At 74.1% G+C, this 25,953-nt stretch carries 20 protein-coding genes; 14 read left to right on the plus strand and 6 right to left on the minus strand.

Annotation, left to right across the window (positions count from 1 at the left end; all coding sequences use genetic code 11):
* Window positions 1-2 precede the first annotated feature (2 nt).
* The 6 genes from MMF93_RS21460 to MMF93_RS21485 all read left to right on the plus strand — a co-directional run bounded on the left by MMF93_RS21460 (window position 3) and on the right by MMF93_RS21485 (window position 9,161).
* Window positions 3-677 (plus strand): maltokinase N-terminal cap-like domain-containing protein, encoded by a 675-nt coding sequence (locus tag MMF93_RS21460; RefSeq protein ID WP_242754006.1) that lies wholly within the window; start codon window positions 3-5, stop codon window positions 675-677.
* 332 nt (window positions 678-1,009) lie between these two features.
* Entirely contained in the window at window positions 1,010-1,330 is a 321-nt protein-coding gene (locus MMF93_RS21465) for a hypothetical protein (protein ID WP_242754009.1), read from the plus strand.
* Window positions 1,331-1,740: 410 nt separating this feature from the next.
* On the plus strand, window positions 1,741-3,738 hold the full coding sequence (locus tag MMF93_RS21470; RefSeq protein ID WP_423835631.1) for an ATP-binding cassette domain-containing protein: 1,998 nt from the start codon (window positions 1,741-1,743) through the stop codon (window positions 3,736-3,738).
* 167 nt (window positions 3,739-3,905) lie between these two features.
* Complete coding sequence (locus MMF93_RS21475) at window positions 3,906-4,058, plus strand: hypothetical protein (RefSeq protein WP_181856300.1); 153 nt, start codon at window positions 3,906-3,908, stop codon at window positions 4,056-4,058.
* Window positions 4,059-4,284: 226 nt separating this feature from the next.
* Window positions 4,285-5,856, plus strand: a complete 1,572-nt coding sequence (locus tag MMF93_RS21480; protein WP_242754011.1) for a lanthionine synthetase C family protein — start codon at window positions 4,285-4,287, stop codon at window positions 5,854-5,856.
* Window positions 5,853-9,161, plus strand: coding sequence for a lantibiotic dehydratase (locus MMF93_RS21485; protein ID WP_242754014.1), 3,309 nt, complete (start codon window positions 5,853-5,855; stop codon window positions 9,159-9,161). Before MMF93_RS21480 ends, MMF93_RS21485 begins: the two co-directional genes overlap by 4 nt.
* A 36-nt stretch (window positions 9,162-9,197) precedes the next feature.
* Here MMF93_RS21485 and MMF93_RS21490 read toward each other — a convergent pair whose 3' ends face one another.
* Both MMF93_RS21490 and MMF93_RS21495 read right to left on the minus strand, forming a co-directional pair.
* Complete coding sequence (locus tag MMF93_RS21490; protein WP_242754017.1) at window positions 9,198-9,953, minus strand: dienelactone hydrolase family protein; 756 nt, start codon at window positions 9,951-9,953, stop codon at window positions 9,198-9,200.
* Between the two features lie 189 nt (window positions 9,954-10,142).
* Window positions 10,143-10,613, minus strand: a complete 471-nt coding sequence (locus MMF93_RS21495; RefSeq protein WP_242754020.1) for a VOC family protein — start codon at window positions 10,611-10,613, stop codon at window positions 10,143-10,145.
* Window positions 10,614-10,763: 150 nt separating this feature from the next.
* Here MMF93_RS21495 and MMF93_RS21500 point away from each other — a divergent pair, with 150 nt between their 5' ends.
* The 7 genes from MMF93_RS21500 (at window position 10,764) to MMF93_RS21530 (ending at window position 20,077) form a co-directional block, all read left to right on the plus strand.
* Window positions 10,764-12,083 (plus strand): MFS transporter, encoded by a 1,320-nt coding sequence (locus MMF93_RS21500; RefSeq protein ID WP_242754023.1) that lies wholly within the window; start codon window positions 10,764-10,766, stop codon window positions 12,081-12,083.
* A 14-nt stretch (window positions 12,084-12,097) separates the two neighbouring features.
* Entirely contained in the window at window positions 12,098-12,781 is a 684-nt protein-coding gene (locus MMF93_RS21505; protein WP_242754025.1) for an ArsR/SmtB family transcription factor, read from the plus strand.
* Between the two features lie 247 nt (window positions 12,782-13,028).
* The gene (locus MMF93_RS21510; RefSeq protein WP_242754028.1) at window positions 13,029-13,781 is read left to right on the plus strand and encodes a GntR family transcriptional regulator; all 753 of its coding nucleotides are present in this window, start codon (window positions 13,029-13,031) and stop codon (window positions 13,779-13,781) included.
* Window positions 13,782-13,982: 201 nt separating this feature from the next.
* A complete protein-coding gene (locus MMF93_RS21515) occupies window positions 13,983-14,186 on the plus strand; it encodes a DUF2188 domain-containing protein (protein ID WP_242754029.1) in 204 nt (67 codons plus the stop codon).
* Window positions 14,187-14,301: 115 nt separating this feature from the next.
* Window positions 14,302-16,893, plus strand: coding sequence for a SpoIIE family protein phosphatase (locus MMF93_RS21520; protein ID WP_242754032.1), 2,592 nt, complete (start codon window positions 14,302-14,304; stop codon window positions 16,891-16,893).
* Window positions 16,894-17,175: 282 nt separating this feature from the next.
* Complete coding sequence (locus tag MMF93_RS21525; RefSeq protein ID WP_242754035.1) at window positions 17,176-19,173, plus strand: SpoIIE family protein phosphatase; 1,998 nt, start codon at window positions 17,176-17,178, stop codon at window positions 19,171-19,173.
* Between the two features lie 250 nt (window positions 19,174-19,423).
* Window positions 19,424-20,077, plus strand: coding sequence for a phosphatase PAP2 family protein (locus tag MMF93_RS21530; protein ID WP_242754037.1), 654 nt, complete (start codon window positions 19,424-19,426; stop codon window positions 20,075-20,077).
* Here the strand turns inward: MMF93_RS21530 and MMF93_RS21535 are convergent.
* On the minus strand, window positions 20,051-20,737 hold the full coding sequence (locus tag MMF93_RS21535; protein ID WP_242754040.1) for a response regulator: 687 nt from the start codon (window positions 20,735-20,737) through the stop codon (window positions 20,051-20,053). The genes MMF93_RS21530 and MMF93_RS21535 overlap by 27 nt on opposite strands.
* Before the next feature lie 13 nt (window positions 20,738-20,750).
* Window positions 20,751-22,415 carry a sensor histidine kinase gene (locus MMF93_RS21540; protein WP_242754043.1) on the minus strand — a complete coding sequence of 555 codons (1,665 nt, stop codon included), beginning with the start codon at window positions 22,413-22,415 and terminating at the stop codon, window positions 20,751-20,753.
* Window positions 22,416-22,547: 132 nt separating this feature from the next.
* Here MMF93_RS21540 and MMF93_RS21545 point away from each other — a divergent pair, with 132 nt between their 5' ends.
* Window positions 22,548-23,132, plus strand: coding sequence for a hypothetical protein (locus MMF93_RS21545; protein ID WP_242754046.1), 585 nt, complete (start codon window positions 22,548-22,550; stop codon window positions 23,130-23,132).
* 45 nt (window positions 23,133-23,177) lie between these two features.
* Here the strand turns inward: MMF93_RS21545 and MMF93_RS21550 are convergent, their stop codons facing one another.
* Window positions 23,178-23,966 (minus strand): succinate dehydrogenase/fumarate reductase iron-sulfur subunit, encoded by a 789-nt coding sequence (locus tag MMF93_RS21550; RefSeq protein ID WP_242754049.1) that lies wholly within the window; start codon window positions 23,964-23,966, stop codon window positions 23,178-23,180.
* Window positions 23,963-25,942: a fumarate reductase/succinate dehydrogenase flavoprotein subunit gene (locus tag MMF93_RS21555; protein WP_242754052.1), complete on the minus strand. Its 1,980-nt coding sequence runs from the start codon at window positions 25,940-25,942 to the stop codon at window positions 23,963-23,965. The genes MMF93_RS21550 and MMF93_RS21555 overlap by 4 nt, the downstream gene beginning before the upstream one ends.
* Window positions 25,943-25,953: the final 11 nt, after the last annotated feature.

Here is a 25,953-nt window from a genome sequence, read left to right on the forward strand (position 1 = left end):
CTGTGTCGATCATCTACCGCACCACCATGCGTCCTACCAAGTTGGAACTGCTCGAGACGTGGCTTCCGTCCCAGCCGTGGTACGTCTCCGGCGCGGAGAGGGTCGCACTCGTCAACGCGGGCGGCTTCCGGCTGGACGATCCTGCCGGGGAGGTGGGCATCGAGTTCATGGCGGTCACCGACAAGGCCGGCGAACCGGTCACCTACCAGGTGCCGGTGACGTACCGGGCCGCGCCACTGGCCGGCGCGGACGACGGGCTCATAGGGACGTCTGACCACGGTGTCCTGGGTAAACGCTGGATCTACGACGCCACGCACGATCCCGTCGCGATCGCACAGACGTACGCGCTGGTGACAGGGCGGGCGCAACCGCAGGACCAGAACGACAGCGACACCGCCGACGGGACGGTGGGCGTGCGCGAGGCGACCGAGGCCCCGGCCAACGACGCGGGGCTCGGGGAGGTGCGGCACGGTCCACGTTCGAGCGACGTCGACCTGGCCCTGCCCCAGGACGGCCTCCTGCGGCTGCGGTTCCTGCGCGTGCCCCGGCCTGATGACGTGCCGGAGACGGAGGGCGCCCTCGGTCACGTCACCGTCTCCTGGGCGGACCTCGACGGCGGGCCGCAGCGAGGGCTGTGGTGTGCGTTGGAGGGCGGCTTGGTGGACGGCAGGGAGTGACGCCGGCGTGGCGGCCGGCGCGGCGGCTGGTGCGGCGGCCGGCGCGGGCCGGTTGATCGGCACGCCGGGCCGGGGTACCGCTGACGCCCTGTCGGGAAACCACTGACGGCCCGAGGCCACCGTGACGCGTGCTGCGCCTGCGGCACGGTGCCCTCGGCCGTGTCGCGCACCCGGAAACCGGTGCGGTCGGTCCACGCCATCCGGCCTCACCAGCCGCTGAGAACCCCGACAGCCCACCGCGGGCGAGAGCCACGAGAGCCGTGAAGCCACGAGAGCCGTGAAGCCGCGAGAGCCGCGAGAGCCGGGAAGCCGGAAAGCAGGAGACTGAGAAGATGAGCACGGACGACGACGACATGCCGCTGGCGGCACCGCGGGTCGACGTCGCCCCCGACGGGCGGCTGAGCGTACCCGCCCACGACGTCACGGCCCTCCTGCGCTCCGTCGCGCGGTCCTGGGCGCACAGCACACGCCATGGCGCTCCCGTGCGCGCCAGCGCAAGCCATGACACCGTGCGCCTCGAACCGGCTACCGTGCACGCCCTCGCCGGCACCCTGGAGCAGATCGCCGACGAGCTCGACGTCCAGTTCATCGGGGTCGCCGGTCGCACGCCCCCGCCGGCGCCTCCCTCAGCGGACCCCGACCCCGAGGACTGACCAGGTCCGGCACCGGACTGACCACGCACCGGCGCCGGACTGGCCAAGGACCGGCGCCACCACACCAGTTCGCCCGTGGGAGGCTGTCCGCTCCGCTCGTGGTAGCCCGAGCTCCGACGCACTCCCACGCGTCCCGACGTCCCGACGTCCCGAACTGGAGGCTCTGTGACCGCTGGAGGCCCCGTGACCCCACGTCGCGCCGACATGACCGGCCAAGTCGTACGTGCACCCATCCGGCAGGACACCGCCGCGTGGCGCCGCGTGGCGGGCCGGCCGCACGGGTGGGCGAGGTGAGGCGGCCCGGGGGCGGTTCCGCATCGGCCCCCGCCTCGGTCGACGGGGCGGGCAGCCGGGGCAGCCGAGACAGAGGGCGGTGGCGTCGGCGCGCGGAGCCGGCGGCCGGGAGCGGGATATCGGCCGCCGAACGGGAGCTGTTCGGCGGCCGTCTGCGCTGGGACGACGCGTTCGTCGAGCACGAGGGCGCGGTGGCGCGCCTGCGCTTCGCGCGCATGGCTGCCGCGTTGCCGCGCATGGTGGGGGTGGTCATGCGGGCAGGCTGGGAGACCGACCCCCGCGCGCTGGCCGGTGTGGTGGTCGCGCAGGCGGGCCAGGGGCTGACGACCGCGTTCGGGCTCGTGGCCGTCAACGGTGTGCTCAGCAGCCTGTTCGCGAACGGGCCGACGGACGACAAGCTCCGGCAGTCGCTTCCTGCGCTCGCGCTGCTGGCTCTCGTCTCGGTGGGGATGGCGCTGCTGACGGCCTGGTCGACGGCGATGTCGGGACGGCTGGAGCCCCAGGTCGAGCGGGCTGTCTCGCTGCGGTACTACCGGTCGGTGACCGAGGTGGAGGTCGCGGCCACGGAACGGCCCGAGGTGCAACGTCACCTGGACGCGGGCAAGTTCGGCACGGACTCGGCGCGGCGCATGCTCACCCTGTCGGTGGGGGTCGCCAACGTGGTGATCGGCATGGTGGCGGCCGCGGTCGTGCTCGCCTCGCTGCACTGGGCGCTGCTGCCGATGCTGCTGGCCATCGCGCTGCCCAAGGCCTGGGGGGCGGTGCGTTCGGCGCGCCGGGAGTACGTGTCGCGGCGGCACTGGGTCGACCACCGCCGCGCCGTCGCCACGCTGCTGCAGTATCTGACGATGCCGCACGCCGCCGGGGAGATCAGGGCGCACGCGGCGGGCTCGCTGCTGCTGCGCGGGTATGAGGAGATGTCCGGGCTGATGGAGACCGAGCAGCGGCGTCTGGCCCGGGCGCAGGCCGGGACCGACCTGGTCGCGGCGGCGTTTTCCGGCCTGGCGTCCGTGGGCTGTTACGGCGTGCTGTGGTGGCTGCTGACCAGTGGTGGTCTGCCGATGGCGGTGGGGGGCACCGCCGTCGTCGCCATCCGCACCTCGACCGCGCGGCTCACGTCGCTGGTGCAGCAGGTCAACCGGATGTACGAGGAGATGCTCCGGCTCAGCGACACCGAGGAGGCCATCCACATCGCGTCCGGGCACGCCATTCCGCGTACCGGCAGGCCGCTGCCCGCGCCGGTACGGGAGATCCAGGTGCGGGACGTCTCCTTCACCTATCCGGGGGCCACGGTGCCCGCGCTGCACCGGGTGGACGTGTCCGTGCGGCGCGGCGAGGTGACGGCGCTCGTGGGCGCGAACGGTTCGGGCAAGTCCACGCTGGCCAGGATCCTGGGCGGGCTGCTGCTGGCCGACAGCGGCGACGTGTGGTGGGTGGGCGGCACCCCCGAAGGGCAGGGGCGCGCGGGAGGAGACGGGGAAGCGGAGCGGGTGGAGGTGCGCGAGGCCGTCCGGGCCGAGGTCTTCCGGTCCGTCGGCATGCTGACGCAGGACTTTCCCACCTGGCAGATGACGGCCGCCGCGAACATCGCCGTCGGCGCCGGGGACCGTCCCCGGGACGCGGCCCGGCTCAAGGAGGCGGCGCGCGCCGCCGACGTGGACGAGCTGATCGAGGGCCTGCCGCACGGCTGGGACTCCATCGTCTTCAAGGGGTACGAACGCGGTGTCCAGCTCTCGGGCGGGCAGTGGCAGAAGCTGGGCACGGCGCGCAGCCTCTACCGGGGCGCGCCCTTCCTCCTGGTCGACGAGCCGACCTCGGCGCTGGACCCGCACGCCGAGATCGAGGCGTTCGACCGCCTGCGGACCCTGGCCGACAGCGGCGTCGCGGTCGTGCTGGTCACCCACCGGCTCGCCGCCACCGCCTCCGCCGACCACATCTACGTCCTGGACCGCGGGCACATCGCCGAACACGGCACCCACGGGGACCTGATGGGCCGGGCGGGCGGTCTGTACCGGGGCATGTTCGACGCGCAGGCCGCACAGTACGGGCTCACCGCGTCGGTGGCGGAGGACGTTCCCGCGCCGCGCGACGGCAGTGCCGCTCAGTCCCCGTAGGAACTTCTGCCGCGCGCCCACTGGGTTGCGCAAGTGGCCGCCGTGGCCGATGTGTTGACGCTCTCGTGGCGCTCCACTAGGTTCCAGGAAGCTCCGGGAAATCCGGTATTCGTCATCGCCGGATTTCTCCGGGATTCCCGTACGGGCCCCTTATCGAAGGGAACACAATGAGCGAAGACCTGCTGGAAGACGAATTCTCCCTCGACCTGCGTGTGGGTCACGCGGAGGTTTCGACCAGTTCCGCCGCCGCCACGAACAACGGCGGTTGTGCGACGTCGCGCACGTCGCTGTGCACCGACACACTCAGCGGGTGCTGCTGACACGTCACACCTGATGTGACGCACACCCGTGCCCGGAGCCACGCGGAGGGCCCCGCGGTCCCTGCACAGGGGCTTCTGAGCCCTCCGTATGGTCAGAGTTCTTCCCGCGCGTACGGTCAGGTGCTTCCCCCGCGTACGGTCGTGTGCTTCCCGTACGCATGGCCGTGCGCTTTCGTGGGCCGAAAGAGAGAACGGCGGAACCATGGAATCTCGTTCCGTGGGGAAAGTGACCGACGACGAGGTTCTGCGGCTGGCGCGCGAAGTGGCCGACCGGCTCACGGAGTCGGCCGGTGACGCCGCGGGGAAAGCGGATCTCGCCGACGGTGCCCCCGGTATCGCGCTCGCCCTCCGGTACGCCGCCGAGGTCTTCGACGACAGCCGCTACTTCACGGCGGGCCGGCTCCTCCTGCGGCGCACCGCCGAGGCGAGCGCCGCGGCTCCCTTGCAGGCGCCCGGTCTGTACCTCGGCACCGCGGGCGTCGTCTGGGCGGTGACCGAGTACGCGCGCATGGAGCCGCGCTACCTCCCCACGCTCGCCACGATGACCGACCGGCTCGCCCGGCAGACGCTGGCGATCACGCTGCACACCGCCGCGGGAAGCGTCGCCTCGCACGATTACGACGTCATCGGGGGCGCGGCGGGCTGGCTCGCCGCGCTCCTCAAGGCCGCGGACGTGCTCGGCGGGCGCGCGACGGACACGGTCGGTGAGGCCACGGACCGCCTCGTCGACTACCTGGTGGAGCTGACCCGGGATGACGGCGGCCCGCTCAGATGGTTCTGCGCGCCCTCCCACTTCCCCAGCATTCCGGGCCCCGACGGAGAGCCGACGCCCCTTCCCGGATACGTGAAGAACTTTCCCGACGGCGTCTACAACCTGGGATTCGCCCACGGGCCGCCGGGCATCCTCGCCGCCCTCTGCCGCCCCGAGCTCACCGAAGCGGCCGGCAGCACGACGGGTCGGTCAGCCGGCACCGAGGACCCCGCCGCGCGGCCCCGCCGAGTGCGGCAGGGTGTCCGTGATCTCGCCCGGACGCTCGAAGCGCTGCGCATCGACGGCCTGGACTACCCCGCGTGGGCCAACCTTCTGCTGCCCCACCCGGACTCGAAGCGCCCCGACACCGGCGCTGTGCAGGTGCCGGCCAGGAGTGCGTGGTGCTACGGCCCGCCCGGTGTCGCCGCGTCCCTGCTGCCGGCCTCGCCGGCCTGCGGCGACCCGGAGCCGACCGACCTCGCGGTGGCCACGCTCCTCGGCCTCGACCGCACCCCCGCCGAGCAGCAGCGCGTCAACTCGCCCACGCTGTGCCACGGGCTGGCGGGGCTGGTGACCATCTACGGCCGCGCCGCCGCGCAGACCGGCGTGCCGGAGCTGTGGCACATGCACGAGCGGTTCCTGGCGCGGATGTGCTCGTTCGCGGGCGAGGAGCACCCCTATCTCTTCCCTGACTACGACCCGTGGGGGCAGCAGGAGCACAACGCCGGTCTGCTGAACGGCGCGGCCGGTGTCCTGCTCGCGCTCCTGGGCACCGTGTCCGAGGCGGCGGCCGGGTGGGACGAACTGTTGTTCCTGACCCCCAGGCCCCCGCGCGCGGACGCACCGGGAGAAGAGGCGCCGGGGATCGAGGCACCGCGCGGGGACGTGCCAGGGATCGACGCACCGCGCAAGGAAGCACTGCGCAAGGAAGCACCGCGCGGGGACGCACCGCGCGGGGACGCGCCGCGCGGGAAAGCACCGCACAAAGACGCACGGCAGGGGGCCGGGGCGGAGACGAGACCGGGCCGGGGAGCGGGGGAGACGTGAGCGAAGAGGCCGACACCTACGAGGCCTGCGGATTCTTCATGCTCAGGGCGCCCGCCCTGCCCGCGCGCCCGCTGCTGGAGGTGTTCGGGTCGCTGCCGGCGGACGCCGACACGCTGCGCACGGGCGCCTGGCAGGACAACTACGCCGAGCAGCTCCGCAAGCTGTGGTGGGCCCCGGGCGTGCGGGACGCCGTGCGGGCCGCCTCGCCCGACCTGGCGGACGCCGTCGAGCGGTTCGACACCCTCACCGGCAAGAGCCGGCGCAAGGCCGTGCGCGGTCTGGGCCGCTATCTGAACCGGATGAGTTTCCGCTCGACGCCGTTCGGCCTGTTCGCGGGCGTGACCACCGGCGTGTTCGGCGACGAGCAGCGCACCCGGCTCGGGCACGGCGCCCTCGGCACGGCCCGTGCGCGCGCGGACTCCGGGTGGGTCATGCACCTGGTGAAGCGTCTCGCGTTCGGTGCGGAGCGCTCCCGCGACGACCTGCGGGTGCGGCGCAACGACCTGCTCCACGTGTCCCGCGGCCGGGTGTGGCTGTCCACCGCCGAGGGCTACGGACTCCACGAGGACGCCGGGACCGCCCGCCCCGCCGCGCACGGCGACGAGCAGCGCCCCGCGCCCAAGGGCCGGCGCTCCGTCAGCGTGCGGCTCACCGCGCCGATACGCACCGTGCTCGATCTCGCCCGTAGGCCGACGACGCTCGGCGACCTGACCACCGCGCTCACCGAGGCCTATCCGCAGGCCGGTGCGGAGCGCGTCGCGGCCCTGCTCGACGGGCTCTTCGACAGCGACATCCTCATCACCGTCGAGCGCCCCCGGCTGCTGGTCCCCCAGGCCGCGGGCACGGACCGCGGCGACTCGCTGCTGCGCTCAATGCTTCCGCCCGTCACCGAGCCCGCCGTCGCGCGGGCGATCGACGAGGTGGAGGCGGCCATCACCGCGTTCAACGAGGGCGCGATCCCGGCGCGCCGGCTGCTCGGGGCGGCGAGCGCGCCGATGCCCGACGCCGTCGGCGGCCACACCGGCCCGACGCTCCAGATCGACTCGGCGCTGAACCGCGACGGGTCCCTCGTCCTTCCACGGGCCGTGGCGGACCTGGCCGAAGAGGCCGCCCGCGTGCTGCTGCGCGTGGGCGCTCAGGACCGCTACCCGCCGCACCTGGGGGAGTACGCCGACGCCTTCGCCGAACGGTACGGCCACCGCTCCGAGGTCCCCCTGCTGGAGGCGCTGACCCCGGAGACCGGGCTCGGTCCGCCGCGCCGATACCGCTCGCCGGGGCAGGCGTATCCGCTGCCCGGCATCGTGCCGGACCCTGTCGACCTGTCGGACCGGCCCGCGGGACCGACACGGAAGGCCGTGCTGGACCGGCTGGTCACCGGGGCGCTGGCCCGCAGGGAGCGGGCCGTCCAGCTCGACGACAGGGTGCTCGACGAGCTGGCCGAGGTCTCGGCGCCCGAGGACGACCACAGGCCGCCGATGCCTCTCCTCGATCTGCATCTCACCCTTGTGGCACCGGGACCGGGCCGTGAGCGGTGGCGCGCCGTCTGCGGCACCGCCGGGGTGGTGCCGGGCGGCCGGACCTTCTCCCGCTTCCACGACCTCCTCGACGACGGTGCCCAGGCGTCGCTGCGCGAGCTGGCCGCCGCCGAGGAGGCGCGCCAGGGCGACGCCGTCTGCGCCGAGCTGTCCTCCCTCCCCCAGGACGCCCGGTCGATCAACGTCTCGATCCGCCCCACCGCGCACACGTGGGAGCTGCCGGTCAACGTCACGCCGGGCCGGGACGAGGAGCGGGTGATCCGACTGGAGGACGTCCTCGTCGGCGTGGCCGAGGGGAAGCTCTATCTGCGCAGCCGCACGCTGGGCCGGCGCCTGCACGTCACCGACCGCACCATGCTCAACTGGGCGGGCGCCCCCGACCCGTGCCGCTTTCTGCTGGAGGTCTCCCAGTCCCTCTCCCGCACGGTCTCGTGGTTCAGCTGGGACGCGCTGAGCTGGACCATGCCGTTCCTGCCCCGCGTCGAACGGGGCGATGTGGTGCTGCGCCGGGCGCGGTGGCGGCTGCGGGCTGAGGAGTTCCTGCCGGCCCCCGGGGACCACGGGGACGAGGACGGACTGGCCGCGTTCGCCGAGACCTTCGGCGCCTGGGCGCAGACGTGGATGGTGCCCCGCCTGGTCAACATCGCCAGCAGCGACAACACCCTGCTGCTCGACCTCACCAGCGCCCCCTGCCTGCGCGAGCTGCGTGACAGCCTGGAGCAGGCGCCGGAGGACGGGCTCGTCCTGGAGGAGGTACTGCCCGCACCCGAGGACGGCTTCCTGCGGGACGCCGACGGGGAACCGTACGCCTCCGAGGTCGTGGTGCCCCTCGTGCGGACCGGCGAGGACCCGGGCCGGGTGGCCCGGCACATCAGGCCCCGCCGGCTCCCGGACACCGCCGAGGAGCCCGGCGCACGGGCCAAGCGGATCGGCAGCGACTGGCTGGCCGTGAAGCTGTACGCCGAACCGGACGCGCACGACACGCTGCTGGGCGTGGGTCTGGCCCACCTCGCCGGGCGGCTGTCCGAACAGTACGGCGTGGCATCCCCGTTCTTCCTGCGCTACGGCGATCCGGCCCCCCACCTGCGGGTACGGTTCTTCGTGCCCGAGGAGGACGCGCGCGCTGACGTCCTGCGCGAGGTCACCGCCTGGGCGTACGACCTCGCGCGGGGCGGGCACCTGACGGACCACGCCTACGTCACCTACCAGCGCGAGGTCGAGCGCTACGGCGGCCCCGAAATGATCGCCGACGCCGAGGAGTTCTTCCGGCAGGACAGCGCGGCCGTCGTCCGGCTCCTCGCGGACCTGCGCGCCGCACCGGCCGGACTGCCGGGGCTGCCGCACCTGGGTCTGGACGCGTCACAGGAACGTGCCGCGCTGGTCGCTCTCACGCTCGACCGGCTGTGTGCCCTGCTGGTCCCCGAGCCCGGGGCGCGCCACGCACTCGCCCGCCTCGCGGCCTCGCGCAACGCCGGAGGCGGCCTGTACCGGACGGCCGGGCGCGGCCTGTGGGCCGCCCGTACGCAGGACGGCCCCGCCCGGGAACTGCTCGACCGGGCCGCCGACACCTGGCGCCCGGCCGCGGAGCGGCTCACCCGCCGGATGACCGAGCTGGAGCGGGACGGCGCGCTCCAGGCGGACCGCGGCGACATCGTGCTGGCCCTGCTGCACATGCACTGCAACCGCATGGGGCTGCGTCCCACCGAGGAGGCGGACTCCTACGGGGTGTGGCGACGCCTCCTCGACCGGGCCGCGCACGCGCCGCGCTGAACACGCCCGCGGGTGGGCTCACCCGCGGGCGGGCTGTCACAGGTTCCTGCGGAACAGGTCGAGGAGGGCCTCCCAGTGGCGTTCCTCCGCCGCCGGGTCGTGGGCGGCGGTGTCGGACTGGGTGAAGCCGTGCGGGGCGCCCTCGTAGACCTCGGTGCGGTGGCGGACGCCCGCGGCGGTGAGCGTGCGCTCCAGCAGCTCGACCTGCTCGGGCGGCATGCCGGGGTCCTGGTCCGCGTGCCCGAAGTAGAGCTCGGCGGTGATCCGGCCGGCCGACAGGTGCGGGCTGTCCTCGGCGTCGGTGGCCAGGTTCGCGGCGTGGAAGCCCGCGGCGGCGGCGACCCGGTCGGGGTGGGCGCCGGCCGTGCGCAGGGCCAGCGCCCCGCCCATGCAGTAGCCGGTGACCCCCACGGGCCCTTCGGCCGCCTGCGCGAGTCCGGCGAGGTACCGCAGGTACGCGTCGGCGTCCCGCGTGGCGTTCTCAGGCGTGAGCGCCTGGAAGGCGGGACCCAGGCTCTCGAAGAGGTCGGGGCGCTGCGCGAGGTCGATGAAGTCGGGCAGCTCCACGACCGGAGCGCGCCCGGTGCGGTAGAAGACGTTCGGGACCAGCACCGTGTACCCGGCCGAGGCCAGCCGTTCGGCGAACGCCCGCAGAGCCGGGCGGAGCCCGAAGGCGTCCATGTAGAGGAGGACGGCCGGATGCGGCGCTCCGCCCTCGGGGTGTACGAGGTAGGCATCGGCGGTGCCGTCCTGCGTCGGGATGTCGACGGTGCTTGTGCTCACGGTGGTCATGGTCCCTGTCTCCTCCTCGCTCACGCGCGAGCCCCGGGGACCCACGCCTCTCCGTGCGCCGCCGTCCCCGCGGCCCGGGGCCACAGCAGGCCCGCGCCGTACGGTACGCCGTGACCTGCGGCCGGTCTCGGTGGGCGGGGGCCGGCTCCTCGCCTCGGCCGAACGCCGCGCACGGCCCCGGGTTCGCGCTCAGCGGCGCGCGTCCGGTACCGGGTCGCGGCCGAAGACCCAGGGGGCGAGGACGAGCTGCCAGCCGTCCGGGTCCGTGGAGACGGTGGCGCCGCGGGTGGGCCAGTACGGGTTGGCGGCGGTGACGGGACGGTGGCCGCGGGAGGTGAGATGCGCGGTCGCGCGGTCGTGGGCCGCCTGGTTCTCCAGGTAGAGGACCAGCTGGTTCTCGGGGTGGGGCGCGGGGATGCGGGGCGGGGCACCGTGCTGGGTCAGCTCCATGTGGACGGAGGGGTCGGGGGTGCCGGGGAGGCCGAGGACGAGGCCGTCGTAGCCGGAGTGGTCGCGCCACTCGGCGAGGACGGGCAGGCCGAGATCGTCGACGTAGAAGGCGCGTACGGCGTCGAAGCGTGCCGTCGGGCGGGCGAATCGGACCGCGCCGACGGCCAGCTGGTCCGGCCAGCCGTGGTGGGCGGGTGAAGGGGTGCTCATGGGTTCACGGTGACAGGCGCGGCGGGCGCGGGCCTCCGTCCACCGGGCCGGCCCGTCTCCGTCTTGGGACCGAGGACACTGTTCCTTCCCCGTCCCCGACCTCCAAAGAAGTGTTTGACGGTAAGGGTGCGGGTGCCGCACACTCACCGCATGACTCCCGCCTCCTCCCGGCCCCGTGGTCGCGGCGCCGACAGCGCGCGGCGTCTTCCGCTGCGCGCCCTGCTGCGTCGGCGCGGTTTCCGCGGGCTCGCGTCGGGGCGCGCCCTCACCTACCTCGGCAACGCGATGGCGCCCGTCGTCCTCGCCTTCGCCGTCCTCGACCTGGGCGGTTCCACCGTCGACGTGGGCCTCGTCGTCGGGGCCCGCTCGGTCAGCAATGTCGTGCTGTTGCTGTTCGGCGGGCTGCTCGCCGACCGGCTGCCCCGGGCGCTCGTCCTCCAGGGCGCCGCCCTCGCCGCCGCGCTGGTGCAAAGCGGTGTGGGGCTGGCCCTGCTGTCGGGCCGGGCGTCGATGGGGGTGCTGCTCGTCCTCAGCGTGGTGCAGGGCGCGGTGGCGGCCGTCTCCGTCCCGGCCTCCGCTGCGCTGATTCCGCTCACCGTCCCCGCCGACGAACTGCGGCCCGCCAACGCGCTCTCCCGGATGGGGGTCAACACCGGGATGATCGCCGGGGCCTCGCTGGGCGGGCTGCTGGCCGCCGTCGCGAGCCCGGGGTGGGGAATGGTGCTGGGCGGGGCGGCCTTCGCGGGCGCGTCCCTCGCCTACCGCCTGGCCGGACGGGGGCTCGCGTCCGTGCGGGGGCGGGCCGGTGCGGTCGCCGAGCCCGCGCGCCCGTGGCGGGAGCTGCGCGAGGGGTGGCGGGAGTTCGTCGCGCGCCCCTGGGTGTGGGTGGTGGTGCTCCAGTTCTTCGTGGTGAACGCGGTGGCGGCCGGCGGCATCCAGGTCCTGGGCCCGACGGTCGCCGACGCGACGTTCGGGCGCACGGCGTGGGGCTTCGTCCTGGCCACGCAGATGGCCGGGGCGCTGGTCGGCGGGGTACTGGTGGCGCGCTCCAGGGCGCGGCACGCCCTGCGGCTCGGTGTGGCGGTGGTCGCGCTGGACGCGTTGCCGCTCGTCGCGCTCGCGCAGTCGGCGGACGTGGCCGTGCTGGTGGTGGCGATGTTCGTCAACGGCGTCGCCATCGAGCAGTTCGGCGTCGCCTGGGACCTCTCGCTCCAGGAGAACGTGCCCCAGGAGAAACTGGCCCGCGTCTACTCCTACGACGCGCTGGGCTCGACCCTCGCCCTCCCCGTGGGGGAGATGGCCGCGGGCCCCTTCGCCGAACGCTTCGGAGTGCGGCCCACGTTGCTGTGCGGGGTCGCTCTGGTCGCCCTGGCGACGGCGGGCGCCCTGTGCAGCCGCCAGGTGCGGGGGCTGACGACGGGGGAGCCGCACCCGGCGGCCGGGCCGCCCGCGGTGGAGACGCGGGCCTGAGGGAGACTGGCGCGATGTCCTCCCGTCCTCGCGGTGGTGCGCGGCCCGGTCCCGAGACCGTCCAGGCGTCCCCGGCCGCCACGCCTGCTGAGGCCCCGTCTTCCCAGGCGTCTTCCCAGGCGCCGGCGGGCGCGGCGGTCGCGGATCTGCGGGTGCTCGCCCACCCGTTGCGGCTGCGGCTGCTCTCCTTGCTGACGGGCCAGGCGTACAGCGCCGCCGAGGCGGCGCGGGTCCTCGGTCAGTCCCAGGCCAACGTCAGCTACCACCTGCGCAGGCTGCACAAGGCAGGGCTCGTCGAGGCGGCGGGCGAGGTGGAGGTCCGCGGGGGTAAGGCCAAGCGGTACCGCCACGATCCCGACAGCGGCGACCGGCTCGGCGCCGCCCGGGAGGTCGGCACCTACCTGGCTCTCTCCGGCACTCTCGGCGAGGAGTTGCGCCGGCGTACGGCGCAGCGCGACACCTCCGTGCCGGGCGAGATGACGGACGCCGAGGTCTGGCTGCCCGGACAGGTGTGGGAGGACGTGCGCGAGCGTGCCAGGGCGCTGGGCGGAGTGCTCCACGACCAGGCCCTCCCGCCGGGTACGGAGGGGGCGGTACGGGTCAGCGCGACGATGGTGCTGTTCGCGATGGAGGCGGCCGGGGAGGGGTCGTCAGGGGAGGGGCCGTCCGGGACGGGCGGTGACGACGCGGAGCCCTGACGGGCGGACGGGGCGGGCGGTCCGGTGGGCGGCGGCCGGGTGCCGGGCGTGTGCCGGGTGCGCATGCCACTCGGATGTGCCTGTGGCGTCGAATGTGGGGGCTCTGAGCAGGCTCTCATCACATCGGGTGAAACTTTGGCCGACCGTTGCGGCCAACAACCCTCTGTTGCCAAGCTGTTGCTGACCGTCAGCATCTCTCGCACGATCCAGCGTTCACGCTGGCAGGCCGGAAACGGGGAGGGCACTCGTGCCATTCGGTGAACAGCCCGCGTATCTGCGGGTGGCCTCGGATCTGCGCAAGAAAATCTCCGACGGCTCCCTGCCGCCGCACGCCCGGCTCCCCTCGCAGGCCCGCATCCGCGAGGAGTACGGCGTCTCCGACACGGTCGCGCTGGAGGCCCGGAAGGTGCTGATGGCGGAGGGGCTGGTCGAGGGCCGCTCGGGCTCGGGCACCTACGTACGGGAGGTGCCTTCGGCGCGCCGCGTCGCGCGTACGGGGCACTGGACGATGGAGGAGTGCACCCCCTTCCGTCAGGAGCAGTCCGACGAGAGGGTGCGGGGTACCTGGGAGTCGCGCAGCGAACGGGAGGAGGCCTCCCACGAGACCGCCGAGCGGCTGTTCATCGAGCCGGGCGACACGGTGATGCGCACGCGCTACGTCTTCTCTGTGGAGGGGGAGCCGGTGATGCTGTCCACCTCCTGGGAGCCGCTGGCGCTCACGGGGCGGACGCCTGTGATGCTCCCGGAGGAGGGGCCGCTGGGCGGCCGCGGAGTGGTGGAGCGGATGGCGGCGATCGACCTGGTGGTCGACAACGTCACCGAGGAGGTCGCCTCCAGGGCCGGCAGGGCCGAGGAGATGGCCGAGCTCGGCGGGGTGCCGGGGCACGCGGTGCTGGTGGTGGCGCGGACGTACTTCGCGGGGAAGCGCGCCGTGGAGACGGCGGACGTGGTGGTGCCCGCCGACCGCTTCAAGCTGGCCTACCACCTGCCCGTGAGGTGACGCGTCACCTGCTTGGGGGATGACGCCTGCGGGGGAGGGGTCCGGGGCCGGGGCGAGGGGCGAGGTTCGTCGCCCTCTGTCACCGACGGTGCTTCCGCGATCCCGCCCGTACGTCCGGCGGGACGAACTGGTGGCCGAAAATGTTGTCCCTTTGTGCAAAGTCGAATGCGGTGCGTGAGGGTCGGGCGTAGGCTCCGGCATATGCAAAGTGTGAGCGGCGACAGTGAGGCGGTGCGGCCCTGGCGGCTCATACGCCAGGACTGCCACGGCAATCGCTACCGCGTCGGCAGCTACGCCACCCGGGCGGAGGCCCTCCACCTCGCCGAGCGGCTGGGGGAACGGGGTGACGGCTATCTGGTGGAGCACCAGCGGTCCGACGGGTCGGTGCAGACGGTCAGCGGGTAGTCGTCGATGCGAGTGTGGATAATTCTCCCACCTTGACCGGTTCTGCCCGGCCCGCGAGCTGGGGAGGCCGACCGGCCGAGCCTGCCATCCGATCCCGACCAGGGACGTGGGCCGTGTGAGCACCGAACCCGCCGGCGGGGCGCGACGAGCGACCCCGCTCCTCGACACGCTGCGCATCGGGATCGTCATGCTCGACGGGCGGGGCGACGTCCTGGTGTGGAGCCCCGCGGTGCAGGAGATCCTCGGCTGGTCCGCCGAGGAGACGATCGGCCGCCCCATCGAGGAGCTCATCGTCAGCGGCGCGGAGGAACGCCGGGCCCGGGCGGAGGCGCTGCGCCGCACGCACGGCTGGCGGGGCAACCTGCGCATCCGCCACCGGGACGGTTCTCTCGTCGAGGTCGAGGGCCGCGGTTCGCTGCTGCGCGACACCGAGCACCATCCGTTCGTGCTGGCCAACATCGTGGAGACCAGCCGCCTGCGGACGGTCGAGCACGATCTGGCGGCGCTCGACGCGCTGTTCGCCTCCTCACCGCTGGGCATCGCCCTCTTCGACACGGAGCGGCGCCTGGTGCGCTACAACGACGCGCTGCTGCGGCTGGTGGACGCCGCGGACACCGACCTGGTGGGCCGTACGGTCGAGGCGCTGCTGCCGGCCGCGATGGCCGAGGAGGTCATGCAGATCCAGACGGGCGTGCTGGAGACCGGCCGCTCCGTCGTCGACGTGGTCACCCCCTCGCTCGACGGCGGCGGTGCCCGTTCCGTCTCGTACGCCAGGCTGAGCGACCGCGGCGGCGAGGTGTTCGGGGTGAGCTGCACCGTCATGGACGTCACCGAGCGGCTGGAGGCGCTCGACAAGGCGGAGGCGGCGCGCGGCCGGCTCGCGCTGCTGGACCACCTCGGGGTGGCGCTGGGCGACCGGCTCGACGTCCGGGCGATCTCGCAGGCGGTCACCGGCGCGCTCGTGCCGCGCTTCGCCGACTACGCGGGCGTCCTGCTGCGCGGCGAGGTCGCGGCGGGAGGCGAGCTGCCCGAGCCGGTCATCCCCGTGGGCACCCCGTTGCACATGCTGGGCTTCGCCGCCCGGCACGGGGGCGAGCGCGTGGAGCGGCTGCTGCGGCTCGGCAGTGAGATCGTCTACGCGCGCGACTCCCTGCTCGGACGGGCGCTGGACAGCGGCGAGCCGCAGCTGGCGACCTCGCCCGAGGAGATCCTCCGCGCCACCAGGACGGGCGACCCCACGACGGACGCCACCCTGGAGCTGGACGTGCACTCGCTGATGGCCGTCCCCCTGCGCGCCCGCGGCACCGGCCTCGGGCTGCTGGTCGTCAGCCGCGCCGAGAACCGGGAGTCCTTCGTCGACGACGACCGGGCGCTCGCCGTCGAGCTGGCCGACCGCTCCGCCACCTTCCTCGACAACGCCCGGCTCTACGCGCGCGAGCGCGAGGGCGCGCTGATGCTGCAACGGAGTCTGCTGCCGCAGCACATCCCCGAGCCGCCCGGCGTGGTCCTCGCCTACCGCTACGTGCCGGGCAGCAGCGGCACGGAGGTGGGCGGCGACTGGTTCGACGTCATTCCGCTGCCGGGCGGGCGGGTCGCCTTCGTCGTGGGGGACGTGATGGGCCACGGGCTGCACTCGGCCGTCACCATGGGCCGGCTGCGCACCGCGGTCCGCACGCTGGCCGGGCTCGACCTGCCGCCGGATGAGCTGCTCGCCCGGGTCAGCACCGTCGGCGACGACCTCTCCCACGGCCCCGACGAACCGATGATGGCCACCTGCCTGTACGCCGTCTACGAGCCGGCGCCCACCTCGGCGGGCAAGCGGTGCGGGGTGCTCACCCTGGCGAGCGCGGGCCACGTGCCGCCGCTGCTCGTCAATCCCGAGGCCGACGGGGGGTGCCGGGCGCGCCCCGTCGACGTCCCCTCGGGCACGCCCCTGGGGATCGGGTCGGCCCTGGACGGCGCCAGGGAGCTGACGGAGGTGGAGATCGAGGAGGGCAGCGTGCTCGTCCTCTACACCGACGGGCTCGTCGAGCGCCCCGGAGAGGACATCACCGAGGGCATCGACCGGGTGTGCGGTCTGCTGGCCGGGCCCTCGGGGTGCCGTGTGGAGCCCGAACCCGGCTTCTCGTGGGACGGGGCGGGCGGTTACGTCTCACCGGGGCCGGTCGAGGACACCGGGTGCGGCGGCATCGAGAACGCGTGCGACGTCCTCATCTCGTCGCTGCGCGAACAGGGCGGCGCGGGCGACGGGCGGCTGAGCACCAGGGACGACGTGGCGCTGCTGATGGCGCGGCTCGGCGGACTCCCCGGCGACACCGCCGCCTCGTGGTCGTTCACCACGGGCGACTACGCGGTGCGGCGGGCGCGGGAAGCCGTACGGCGCACCCTGAACGAGTGGGGCCTGGTGGAGCTGGAGGACACCGGCGTACTGCTGGTGAGCGAACTGGTCACCAACGCGCTGCGCTACGCGCGCGGCCCGATCGGGGTCCGGATGGTGCGCGACACCGGGCAGCAGGCCGGGGTGCAGGGACGTGTGCTGGTCGTGGAGGTCTCCGATCCGATGCCCGAGCCGCCGCGCGAGCGGGTCGTCACCGAGGAGCAGGAGGGCGGCAGGGGCATCCAGCTGGTGGCCGGACAGGCGCGCCGCTGGGGCACCCGGATCGGGCCAGAGGGCAAGACGGTCTGGTTCGAACTGCCGCTCGACTGAGTGCCCTCGACGGGTGAGGTGCGCCCCCAGGGGACGGGTGGCGCGGGGTGGCGTCGCGCCGGTGAGCGAACGGCCTGCCAACCGTGCCGCATCCCAGGGTTCGAGACCCCGCTCGCTGGTTAGGAGACAGAGGTGGCCCCCGTGGACAGCGGGGGGTGTGCGCACGTTGCCTCGTCGCGGCAAGGAGACTTGTGGCGATCGGGAAGAGCGGGCTCCGGATTCCTCTCCGGGCTGCCACACTGCTCGGACCGGAGGCGAGCACCGGCAGTGGAAGGGGCGGCATTGAGCGATATCCCGGTGGAGGCGGCCGGTAAGCAGGACGACGTACGTCGTGCCCTGGCACTGCTGAACGCCGCAGGCGCGCGGATCGGCAACTCACTGGACCTGGAGACCACGGCCCGCGAACTGCTGGACGTGGCAGTGCCGCAGTTCTGCGACCTGGCCTCCGTCGATCTGTACGAGAGCGTGCTGGCGGGCGACGAACCCCGCCCCGTCGGCCCGCCGGGCCCCGACGACGCCGACGGTTTCGGCGACACGGGACCGGCCCGTGGCATCGGCACCGCACCGGGCCACACCCCGCGCCCCGAGCTGCCCAGGCGGCGCCGTGAGCCCCTCGCGGCGCCCCGCGGCGAACTGCGCAGAGTGGCCTTCGCCAGCGCCGTCGCCGACGCGCCCTACGCCCTCGCACTGCCCGACGAGGAAGCCAGGAGGAGCGAGAACGCGGACGAGAGCGCGGCGGCGGCCCGCTGCAACGGCAGCGGGCCCGCGAGCGGCGCGCAGCCGGGACAGCCCGCCGAGGTGGGCTCCACGCACTGCTACGCCGAGCACTCGCCCTACGCCACAGCGCTGCGCACCGGGCGGGTGCAGAACATCCCCGGCCAGGACGGCAGCGTTCCCGCCCAGTTCGGCGCCGTCGTCCAGTCGACACTCGCCGTGCCCATGGTCGCCAGGGACCGGGTGCTGGGGCTCGCGCAGTTCTCCCGGGCCAAGGGCAGCGAACCCTTCGGGGAGCGGGACGGCGCGCTCGCCGCCGAACTGGCCGCCCGCGCCGCCGTGTGCATCGACAACGCGCGCCTCTACCGCAGGGAACACGAACGCGCTCTCATACTGCAGCGCAGCCTGCTGCCGCCGGGCGACCCGGAGGCGGCCGGACTGGAGATCGCCTGCCGCTACCTGCCGGGCAACCCGGCCACCGAGGTGGGCGGCGACTGGTTCGACGTCATCGAACTGCCCGGCCACCGCACCGCCATCGTCGTCGGCGACGTGATGGGCCGCGGGCTGCGCGCGGCCGTCGCCATGGGCGAACTGCGCACCGCCGTGCGCACGCTGGCGCTGACCGACATGGAGCCCGCCGAGGTCCTCGGCGCCCTCGACGAGATCGCCCGCGGCCTGGGCGACGCGCGCCGCCAGCAGCACACCCAGCGCGCCTACCGCGGGGCCGACGCCGATCTGTCCGAGGTCTACCTGGCCACCTGCATCTACGCCGTCTACGACCCCGTCTCGCGGCGCTGCACGATCGCCAACGCCGGGCACCTGCCGCCCATCCTGCTGGAGCCGGCGGACGAGTCCGCGCTGCTGCTGGAGGTGCCCAAGGGGGTGCCGCTGGGGGTGGGCGGCGAGCCCTTCGAGGAGATCGAGGTCGAACTCCCCGAGGGCGCCATGCTCGCGCTCTACACCGACGGCCTGGTCGAGTCCCGCGACCACCCGCTGGACGAGGGCCTCGACCGGTTCCGCTCCGCTCTCACGGACGCCGCCGAGCCGCTGGAGGACACCGCGGACCGGGTGCTGCGCACCCTCAACGTGCACCACGGCGAGGACGACATCGCGCTGCTGGTGGCACGGGTGCAGGGCCTGGACGGCGGCAACGTGGGCGACTGGACGCTGCCGCCCGAGCCGCGCTCGGTGGCCCGCGCCCGCGAGCTGGCCCGCGAACAGCTGACCGCCTGGGACCTGGACGCGCTCGGCGACACCACGGAGCTGCTGGTGAGCGAGCTGGTCACCAACGCACTGCGGTACGGCGAGGGCAACATCAGGCTGCGGCTGCTGCTGGAGCGCACGCTGGTGTGCGAGGTGTGGGACGCCGGGCAGGTGCAGCCGCGCCGCCGCCGCGCCCACGACACCGACGAGGGCGGCCGCGGCCTGCAACTGGTCGACCTGCTCAGCACCGGCTGGGGCAGCCGCCGGGTGCCCCTGGGCAAGGCCGTCTGGTTCCAGTTGCCCCGCCCCGAGTCGGGCGCCGCGGCGCCCGACCCGACCGAAGCGCTGCTCAACCTCTTCTGAGGCGCGTCGCCCTGACGCGTGTCAACCCCGACGAAGGGCAAAGGCCCCGCCCGACTTTCGGGCCGGGGCCCCGTGCCCGGCCCGCCCGTACGTTCCCCGCATGGTCACCGAACAACGGCACAGCCGAGCAGCACGACGTGAACGGGGCAGGGGCAGCCGAGGACGAGCGGCACCGGCCGGGCACCGGGGCCCGCGTCCGGCACAGCCGTCTCCACCCGCGCAGCGGCGCGGTGTCCCGTGGCGTCCGTGGGTGCGCGGCGCGCTCGCGGCGGTCGCGGTCCTGTCGGCCGGCGCGGGCGCGCTGTGGGCGCTGGCACCGGGCGGGCTCGGCCGGCAGGCACCCGTACGGATCACGGACGGCGTCTCCGCCTCCGCCTACCGGGAGTTGAGCGAGGCCGCCTCCGGGGGCCCAGGCTGGCTCGGCGGCCTCTTCGAACTGGCCACCGAGGGCACCCTCGTCGCGCTCGGGCTGCTCTGGCTGTGGACGGGCGTGCGGGCCTGGCGCGACAGGAACCCCGGGCTGGGGACGGGGGTCGCGCTGACGGCGCTCGGCACGGTCGTGGCGTACGCGCTGAGCGAGGGGCTGAAGCTGGTGGCCGACGAGGAGCGGCCGTGCCGGGCGCTGGCCGGGGCCGACCCGCTCGCCGCGTGCCCGCCGACGGGCGACTGGTCGTTTCCGAGCAACCACGCCACCCTGGCCGCGGCGCTCGCGGTCGGTCTCGCCCTCACGCGGCCCCGGCTGGCCGCGGCCACGCTGCCCCTGGCGGCGGCCGCCGCGCTGCTGCGCGTCCTGGTGGGGGTGCACTACCCGCACGACGTGCTGGCAGGCGCCGTCCTGGGCGGCGCGGTCGCGGCGGCGCTGCTGGTAGTGGCGCGGTCAGCGGGGCGCAGGCACCAGGCCTGACTCGTGGGCCACGACCGCGGCCGCCGCGCGGTTGTCGACGCCCAGGCCGGCGAGGATCGAGCTGACGTGCGCCTTCACCGTCCCCTCCACGACCCGCAGCCGCCGTGCGATCTGCGCGTTGGAGCGGCCCGCGCCCAGGTGGGCGAGGACCTCCCGCTCGCGGGGCGTCAGCTCACCGACCCGGGCCCGCGCGGTGGAGCGGCGCCCGGCCGCGGCACCGGCCTCGGAGGCGGCCAGATGCGCCACCACACGGGCCGCCACCTTGGGGGAGAGGTAGGCGGCACCCTCGGCCACGGCGCGCACCCCCGCGAGCAGTTCCTCCGGCTCGCCCGCCTTGACGAGGAAACCGGCGGCCCCGCCGCTCAGTGCCCGGAGGATGTAGTCGTCCTCGCCGAACGTCGTCAGCATCACGGCCCGGACACCGGGCACCGACCGGCGCACGGCGGCCAGCGCCTCGATGCCGTCCGCCTTCGGCATGCGGATGTCCAGGACCGCCACGTCGGGGCGGTGCCGCCGCGCCAGCTCGACGGCCTCGTGCCCGTCGGCCGCCTCGGCGACGACCTCGATGCCGGGGTCGGTCGCCAGGATCGCCCGCACGCCCGTACGGGCCAGGGGCTCGTCGTCCGCGAGCAGGACGCGGACCGCCGCGGGGCGCGTCACCTTAGCCGCCCCCTCAGGCGTGCAGCGCCCGCGCGGACGCCAGCGTGCCCGCACGGAAGCAGAGCCGGTAGACGTCGCCCGAGCGGTCGTCGAAGGGGTTCGCTGTCATGGCGTAGTGCTCGCATCTCGTACCGGGCTCCTGCGGCGGTGGCGGGGCGTGCGCGGGCCGGTGCGAGGTCTGCGTGCCGGGCAGCAGCGAGGCGATCCGTTCCCGCTGCTGCCCGGCGCGCAGCCGGCCGAAGTCCTCGGCCGACAGCACCGTCCGCTCGGTCCTCAGCATGTCCCACCACGTCAGCGCGCCCCCCAGCAGGGCACAGGCCAGCAGGCAGGAGGTCACGGCGGTGAGCGCCGTACGGCCCATCGCCCGCCGGGCGCTGCGCTGTTCGTCCGCGAAGGGCGCTTCGCATGAGTCCTCCGGGAGCGGCGGGTGGGGTGGGCGGTCGTGGGGGAGCACCGCCCGGAGAGCGAAGCCGCCGTCCGGGGTGGGCCCGTGCCCAAGCGAACCGCCCACCAAGCGGACTCGTTCGCCGAGCCCCGGCAGCCCGTGCCCGCCGACGGCCCGCCGTTCGGGAGCGCCACCCGGCGCGGGACCGTTCACCACCTCGACCCGCGTCACCCCCGCGGCCGCCAGACCGTGCCCGCCACCGCCACCGCCGCCGCCACCGGAGGCGCCGGTGCCCGTGTCCGCGTCCGTGTATGCGTCCGTGGCCGTGCCCGCGTCCGTGGCCGTGTCGGTACCGGTGCGCGTCACGCGGACCGTGACGGCGGCGTCCGGGGCGTGCTTGGCGACGTTCGTGAGGCCTTCCTGGACGACGCGGTGTGCGGCGTCCAGGACCGCGCGGGGCGGTGCGGCGGCCGACGCCGCGTCCCGGGCGGGCTCGTCCACGTACGCGGTGACGGCCAGCCCCGAGGCGGCGGCCTCCCTCAGCAGGTGGCTGACGCCGGTGTCCGCGGGGCGGACGGGCGCGGCCTCATCCGAGGCGCGCAGCACACCGATGACCTCGCCGAGCCGGTCGACGGCGGCCTCGGCGCGGCCGCGGATGTCCGCGGCGGCCGCACGGTGCTCCGGAGACAGGCCGGGCGCCAGCTTCAGAGCGCCCGCCGAGAGGGCGAGCAGGCCCAGTTCGTGGCCGAGGGCGTCGTGCATGTCCTGCGCGACGCGGGTCCGCTCCCGCTCCCGCGCCCGCTCGGCGACCAGCCGCCGCTCGCGCGTCAACCGCGCGGCCCGCTCCCAGCCGGCCTGCGCCAGCTGGCGGTACTGCCGCCAGAAGCGGCCCGCGCACCAGGGCAGCATGCCCGCGAGGAGCACGATGGCCACGAACCGCGTCCCGGGTGTCAGCGAGGCCGCCACCGTCAGCGCGGTCACCATGGCCACGGCGAGGGCCGTGGCGAGCAGCAGCGCGGCGACCCGGCCGCTGCCCCGCCGCAACCCGGCCAGGAAGGCGCAGCCCGCGGTCGCGGCGATCCACCACGGCCCCGCCACCACGGCGAGGACGGCGGCGCCCCCGGCGCCCACCGCCGCCAGATGCCCGACCGGCACCCGGCGGCGGGAGCGCGGCAGGAGTCCGGCTGCGCGGGGGCGCCCGTCCCCGGGGCGGCGTCGGGCCGCCGGCAGGCGTCCGGCCGCCTGCCGCGGGCCCCTGGGGGCGGAGGACTTGGTACGCACGGCTTCGTTCACGGGAGCGACGGTAGGGGGCCCGCGGTCGGCGCGGTACTGCCGAAAGTCCCATGGCTGGGCACCGGATCCGGTGCCCGGCCCGCTCGCACTAGAGTTCCCCTCCACGACCGCGACACCCAGGGGGAGAGCCCGATGACCTTCCGGCAGCACATGAGAGCGGCGGTGGCGCGCACGCTCGCGGAGTTTCCCCCGGAAGCGGACGGTGGCATCTACGCGGTCACCTTCCGGATCGACGCGGTCGACCAGGACCCCCGCTTCCCCCAGCTGGCTGTCGGCTACGTCACGGAGGGGGAGGTGGCCAGGCAGCTCGCTGTCTCCGCGGCCGCCGACCCGTGGGAAGTGCGCTGGAGCTACGCGTACTTCCCGCCCTCGGGCCTGGAAGGTGTCCGCGTCCTGGGCCACGACGAGGAGCACGACCCGCGCGGCGCCGAGCTGCACCGCGCCGAGTCCGAGGCGGCCGGGCTCTGGTACGAGGACGACGCCCCCGAAGAGGTGCGGGACGAGCGCGCTGCACGGCTGGATGGCGCGTTCCGCGCGCTCTGTGTCGACCTTGCCGGGCAGCTGCACGCGGACGGCGACCTGGTACGGGCCCTGGGGCGCCCGCTGCCCGTGATCCTCTACGACATGTCCGACCCGGAGGAGATGTTCGCGCTCAGCGGCGCGGCCAACCCGCCCGAACTGGTCGCCGACTTCCTCTCGGTGCTCTCGAAGAGCTGAGGGGGCCCGGTCCCCGGGCGTGCCGCCCGGGGACCGGGGAGCACGTCACCCCTGCCGGCGGCGGATCTTGTTGCCGAGCCAGACCAGCGGGTCGTACTTGCGGTCGGCGGCCCGCTCCTTGAGCGGGATGAGGGCGTTGTCCGTGATGCGGATGTTCTCGGGGCACACCTCGGTGCAGCACTTGGTGATGTTGCAGTAGCCGAGCCCGTGCTCGTCCTGGGCGGCGGACTTGCGATCCAGGCCCTGCCGGCCGGCGGCGTCCAGCGGGTGCATGTCCAGTTCGGCGACCCGCATCAGGAAGCGCGGCCCGGCGAACGCCGTCTTGTTCTCCTCGTGGTCGCGGACCACATGGCAGGTGTCCTGGCACAGGAAGCACTCGATGCACTTGCGGAACTCCTGCGAGCGCCCGACGTCCTCCTGCTGCATCCGGTACTCACCGGGTGCCAGCTCCTGCGGCGGCACGAACGCGGGGACCTCGCGCGCCTTCTGGTAGTTGAACCCGACGTCGGTCACCAGGTCCCGCACCACGGGGAAGGCCCGCAGCGGGGTCACGGTGATCGTCTCGGCGCGGTCGAAGACCGACATGCGGGTCATGCACAGCAGCCGCGGCCTTCCGTTGATCTCGGCGCTGCACGAGCCGCACTTGCCCGCCTTGCAGTTCCAGCGCACCGCGAGATCGGGTGCCTGGGTGGCCTGGAGGCGGTGGATGATGTCGAGGACGACCTCGCCCTCGTTGACCTCGACGGTGAAGTCTTCAAGACCGCCACCGTCCACATCGCCGCGCCAGACCTTGAAGTGCGCGTCGTAGCTCGTCGTGTCCGGTGCGGTAGTCACTCGCTCGTCAGCTCCTCGTCGGTCAGGTACTTGATCAACTCCTCCTTCTCGAACAGCTCAAGGAGGTCCTTGCGGATCGGCGGCATCTCGCGGCGGCGGAGGCTGATCCGCTCGGCGCGCTCGCCCCTGCCCTCGGCCGCCGCCTTGAGGGTGCAGACGAGGTTGGCGCGGCGCCACTCGCGGTCCATCTCCGGGTAGTCGTCGCGGGTGTGCCCGCCGCGCGACTCCGTGCGGTTGAGTGCGGCACGGGCCACGCACTCGCTGACCAGCAGCATGTTGCGCAGGTCGAGCGCCAGGTGCCAGCCCGGGTTGAACTGCCGGTGGCCCTCCACCGTGGCGTGCCCGGCGCGCTCGCGCAGGTCGCCGAGGCGCTCCAGCGCCTCGGACATCTCCTCCTCGCGCCGGATGATGCCCACCAGCTCGTTCATGGACTGCTGGAGTTCCTGGTGGACCGCGTACGGGTTCTCCGCCGGGCGGCGCTCGCCGGCGGGGCTCTCAGGGGCGCCGGCAGCCGCGGGGGCGTCCGCCTCGCCGAACGGGCGCAGCGCCTCGGCCGCCGCCGCGTCGACCTGCTCGGCGCCGACCGCCGGGCGTCCGTCCGCGCACGCGCGGGCGTACTCCGCCGCGTGCAGGCCGGCGCGCCGCCCGAAGACCAGCAGGTCGGACAGCGAGTTGCCGCCCAGCCGGTTGGATCCGTGCATCCCGCCGGCGACCTCGCCCGCCGCGAAGAGCCCCGGCACACCGCGCGCCGCCGCGGTGTCCGAGTCGACGTCCACGCCGCCCATGACGTAGTGGCAGGTGGGGCCGACCTCCATCGGCTCCGCCGTGATGTCCACGTCGGCCAGCTCGCGGAACTGGTGGTGCATCGAGGGCAGCCGCCGCTTGATCGTCTCGGCGGGCATCCGGGTGGAGACGTCCAGGAAGACGCCGCCGTGCGGGGAGCCGCGCCCGGCCTTGACCTCGGCGTTGATGGCGCGGGCCACCTCGTCGCGCGGCAGCAGCTCGGGCGGGCGGCGGTTGGCGTCGGGGTCCTCGTACCAGCCGTCGGCCTCCTGCTCGGACTCGGCGTACTTCTCCTTGAAGACGTCCGGCACGTAGTCGAACATGAACCGCTTGCCCTCGGAGTTGCGCAGCACACCGCCGTCGCCGCGCACCGACTCGGTGACCAGGATGCCCTTCACCGACGGCGGCCAGACCATCCCGGTGGGGTGGAACTGCACGAACTCCATGTTGATCAGCGAGGCCCCGGCCAGCAGCGCCAGCGCGTGCCCGTCCCCTGTGTACTCCCAGGAGTTGGAGGTCACCTTGAACGACTTGCCGATGCCGCCGGTCGCCAGCACCACGGCGGGCGCCTCCAGCACGAAGAAGCGGCCGCTCTCCCGCTCGTAGCAGAAGGCGCCGCTCACTGCCCCGGTGCCGTCCCCGCCGTCGCCGTCCTCCTTCAGGATCCGCGTGACGGTGCACTCCTGGAAGACCTTGATGCGCGCCTCGTAGTCGCCGCTCTCCTTGAAGTCCTCCTGCTGGAGGGAGACGACCTTCTGCTGGAGCGTACGGATCAGCTCAAGACCCGTACGGTCGCCGACGTGCGCGAGACGCGGGTACTCGTGGCCGCCGAAGTTGCGCTGGGAGATCCGCCCGTCCTTCGTACGGTCGAACAAAGCCCCCCAGGTTTCCAGCTCCCACACCCGGTCGGGGGCCTCGCGTGCGTGCAGCTCGGCCATCCGCCACTGGTTGAGGAACTTGCCGCCGCGCATCGTGTCGCGGAAGTGGACCTGCCAGTTGTCGCCGTCGTTGACGTTGCCCATGCTGGCGGCGATGCCGCCCTCGGCCATCACCGTGTGGGCCTTGCCGAACAGGGACTTGCAGATCACCGCCGTGCGCAGCCCCCTCTCGCGCGCCTCGATCGCGGCGCGCAGCCCGGCGCCGCCCGCGCCGATGATGACGACGTCCCACTGGTGGCGTTCGACGTGTGCCATGTCGCTGTATT

The organism is Streptomyces tubbatahanensis, from assembly GCF_022699385.1.
Classification (GTDB): Bacteria; Actinomycetota; Actinomycetes; order Streptomycetales; family Streptomycetaceae; genus Streptomyces; species Streptomyces diacarni.

What these genes read in the sequence shown, in the direction of transcription:
- MMF93_RS21465 (WP_242754009.1), top strand. Translation starts at nt 1,010, where the DNA reads ATGAGCACGGACGACGACGACATGCCGCTGGCGGCACCGCGGGTCGAC.
- MMF93_RS21475 (WP_181856300.1), top strand. Translation starts at nt 3,906, where the DNA reads ATGAGCGAAGACCTGCTGGAAGACGAATTCTCCCTCGACCTGCGTGTG.
- MMF93_RS21490 (WP_242754017.1), bottom strand. Translation starts at nt 9,953, where the DNA reads ATGACCACCGTGAGCACAAGCACCGTCGACATCCCGACGCAGGACGGC.
- MMF93_RS21495 (WP_242754020.1), bottom strand. Translation starts at nt 10,613, where the DNA reads ATGAGCACCCCTTCACCCGCCCACCACGGCTGGCCGGACCAGCTGGCC.
- MMF93_RS21500 (WP_242754023.1), top strand. Translation starts at nt 10,764, where the DNA reads ATGACTCCCGCCTCCTCCCGGCCCCGTGGTCGCGGCGCCGACAGCGCG.
- MMF93_RS21505 (WP_242754025.1), top strand. Translation starts at nt 12,098, where the DNA reads ATGTCCTCCCGTCCTCGCGGTGGTGCGCGGCCCGGTCCCGAGACCGTC.
- MMF93_RS21515 (WP_242754029.1), top strand. Translation starts at nt 13,983, where the DNA reads ATGCAAAGTGTGAGCGGCGACAGTGAGGCGGTGCGGCCCTGGCGGCTC.
- MMF93_RS21545 (WP_242754046.1), top strand. Translation starts at nt 22,548, where the DNA reads ATGACCTTCCGGCAGCACATGAGAGCGGCGGTGGCGCGCACGCTCGCG.
- MMF93_RS21555 (WP_242754052.1), bottom strand. Translation starts at nt 25,942, where the DNA reads ATGGCACACGTCGAACGCCACCAGTGGGACGTCGTCATCATCGGCGCG.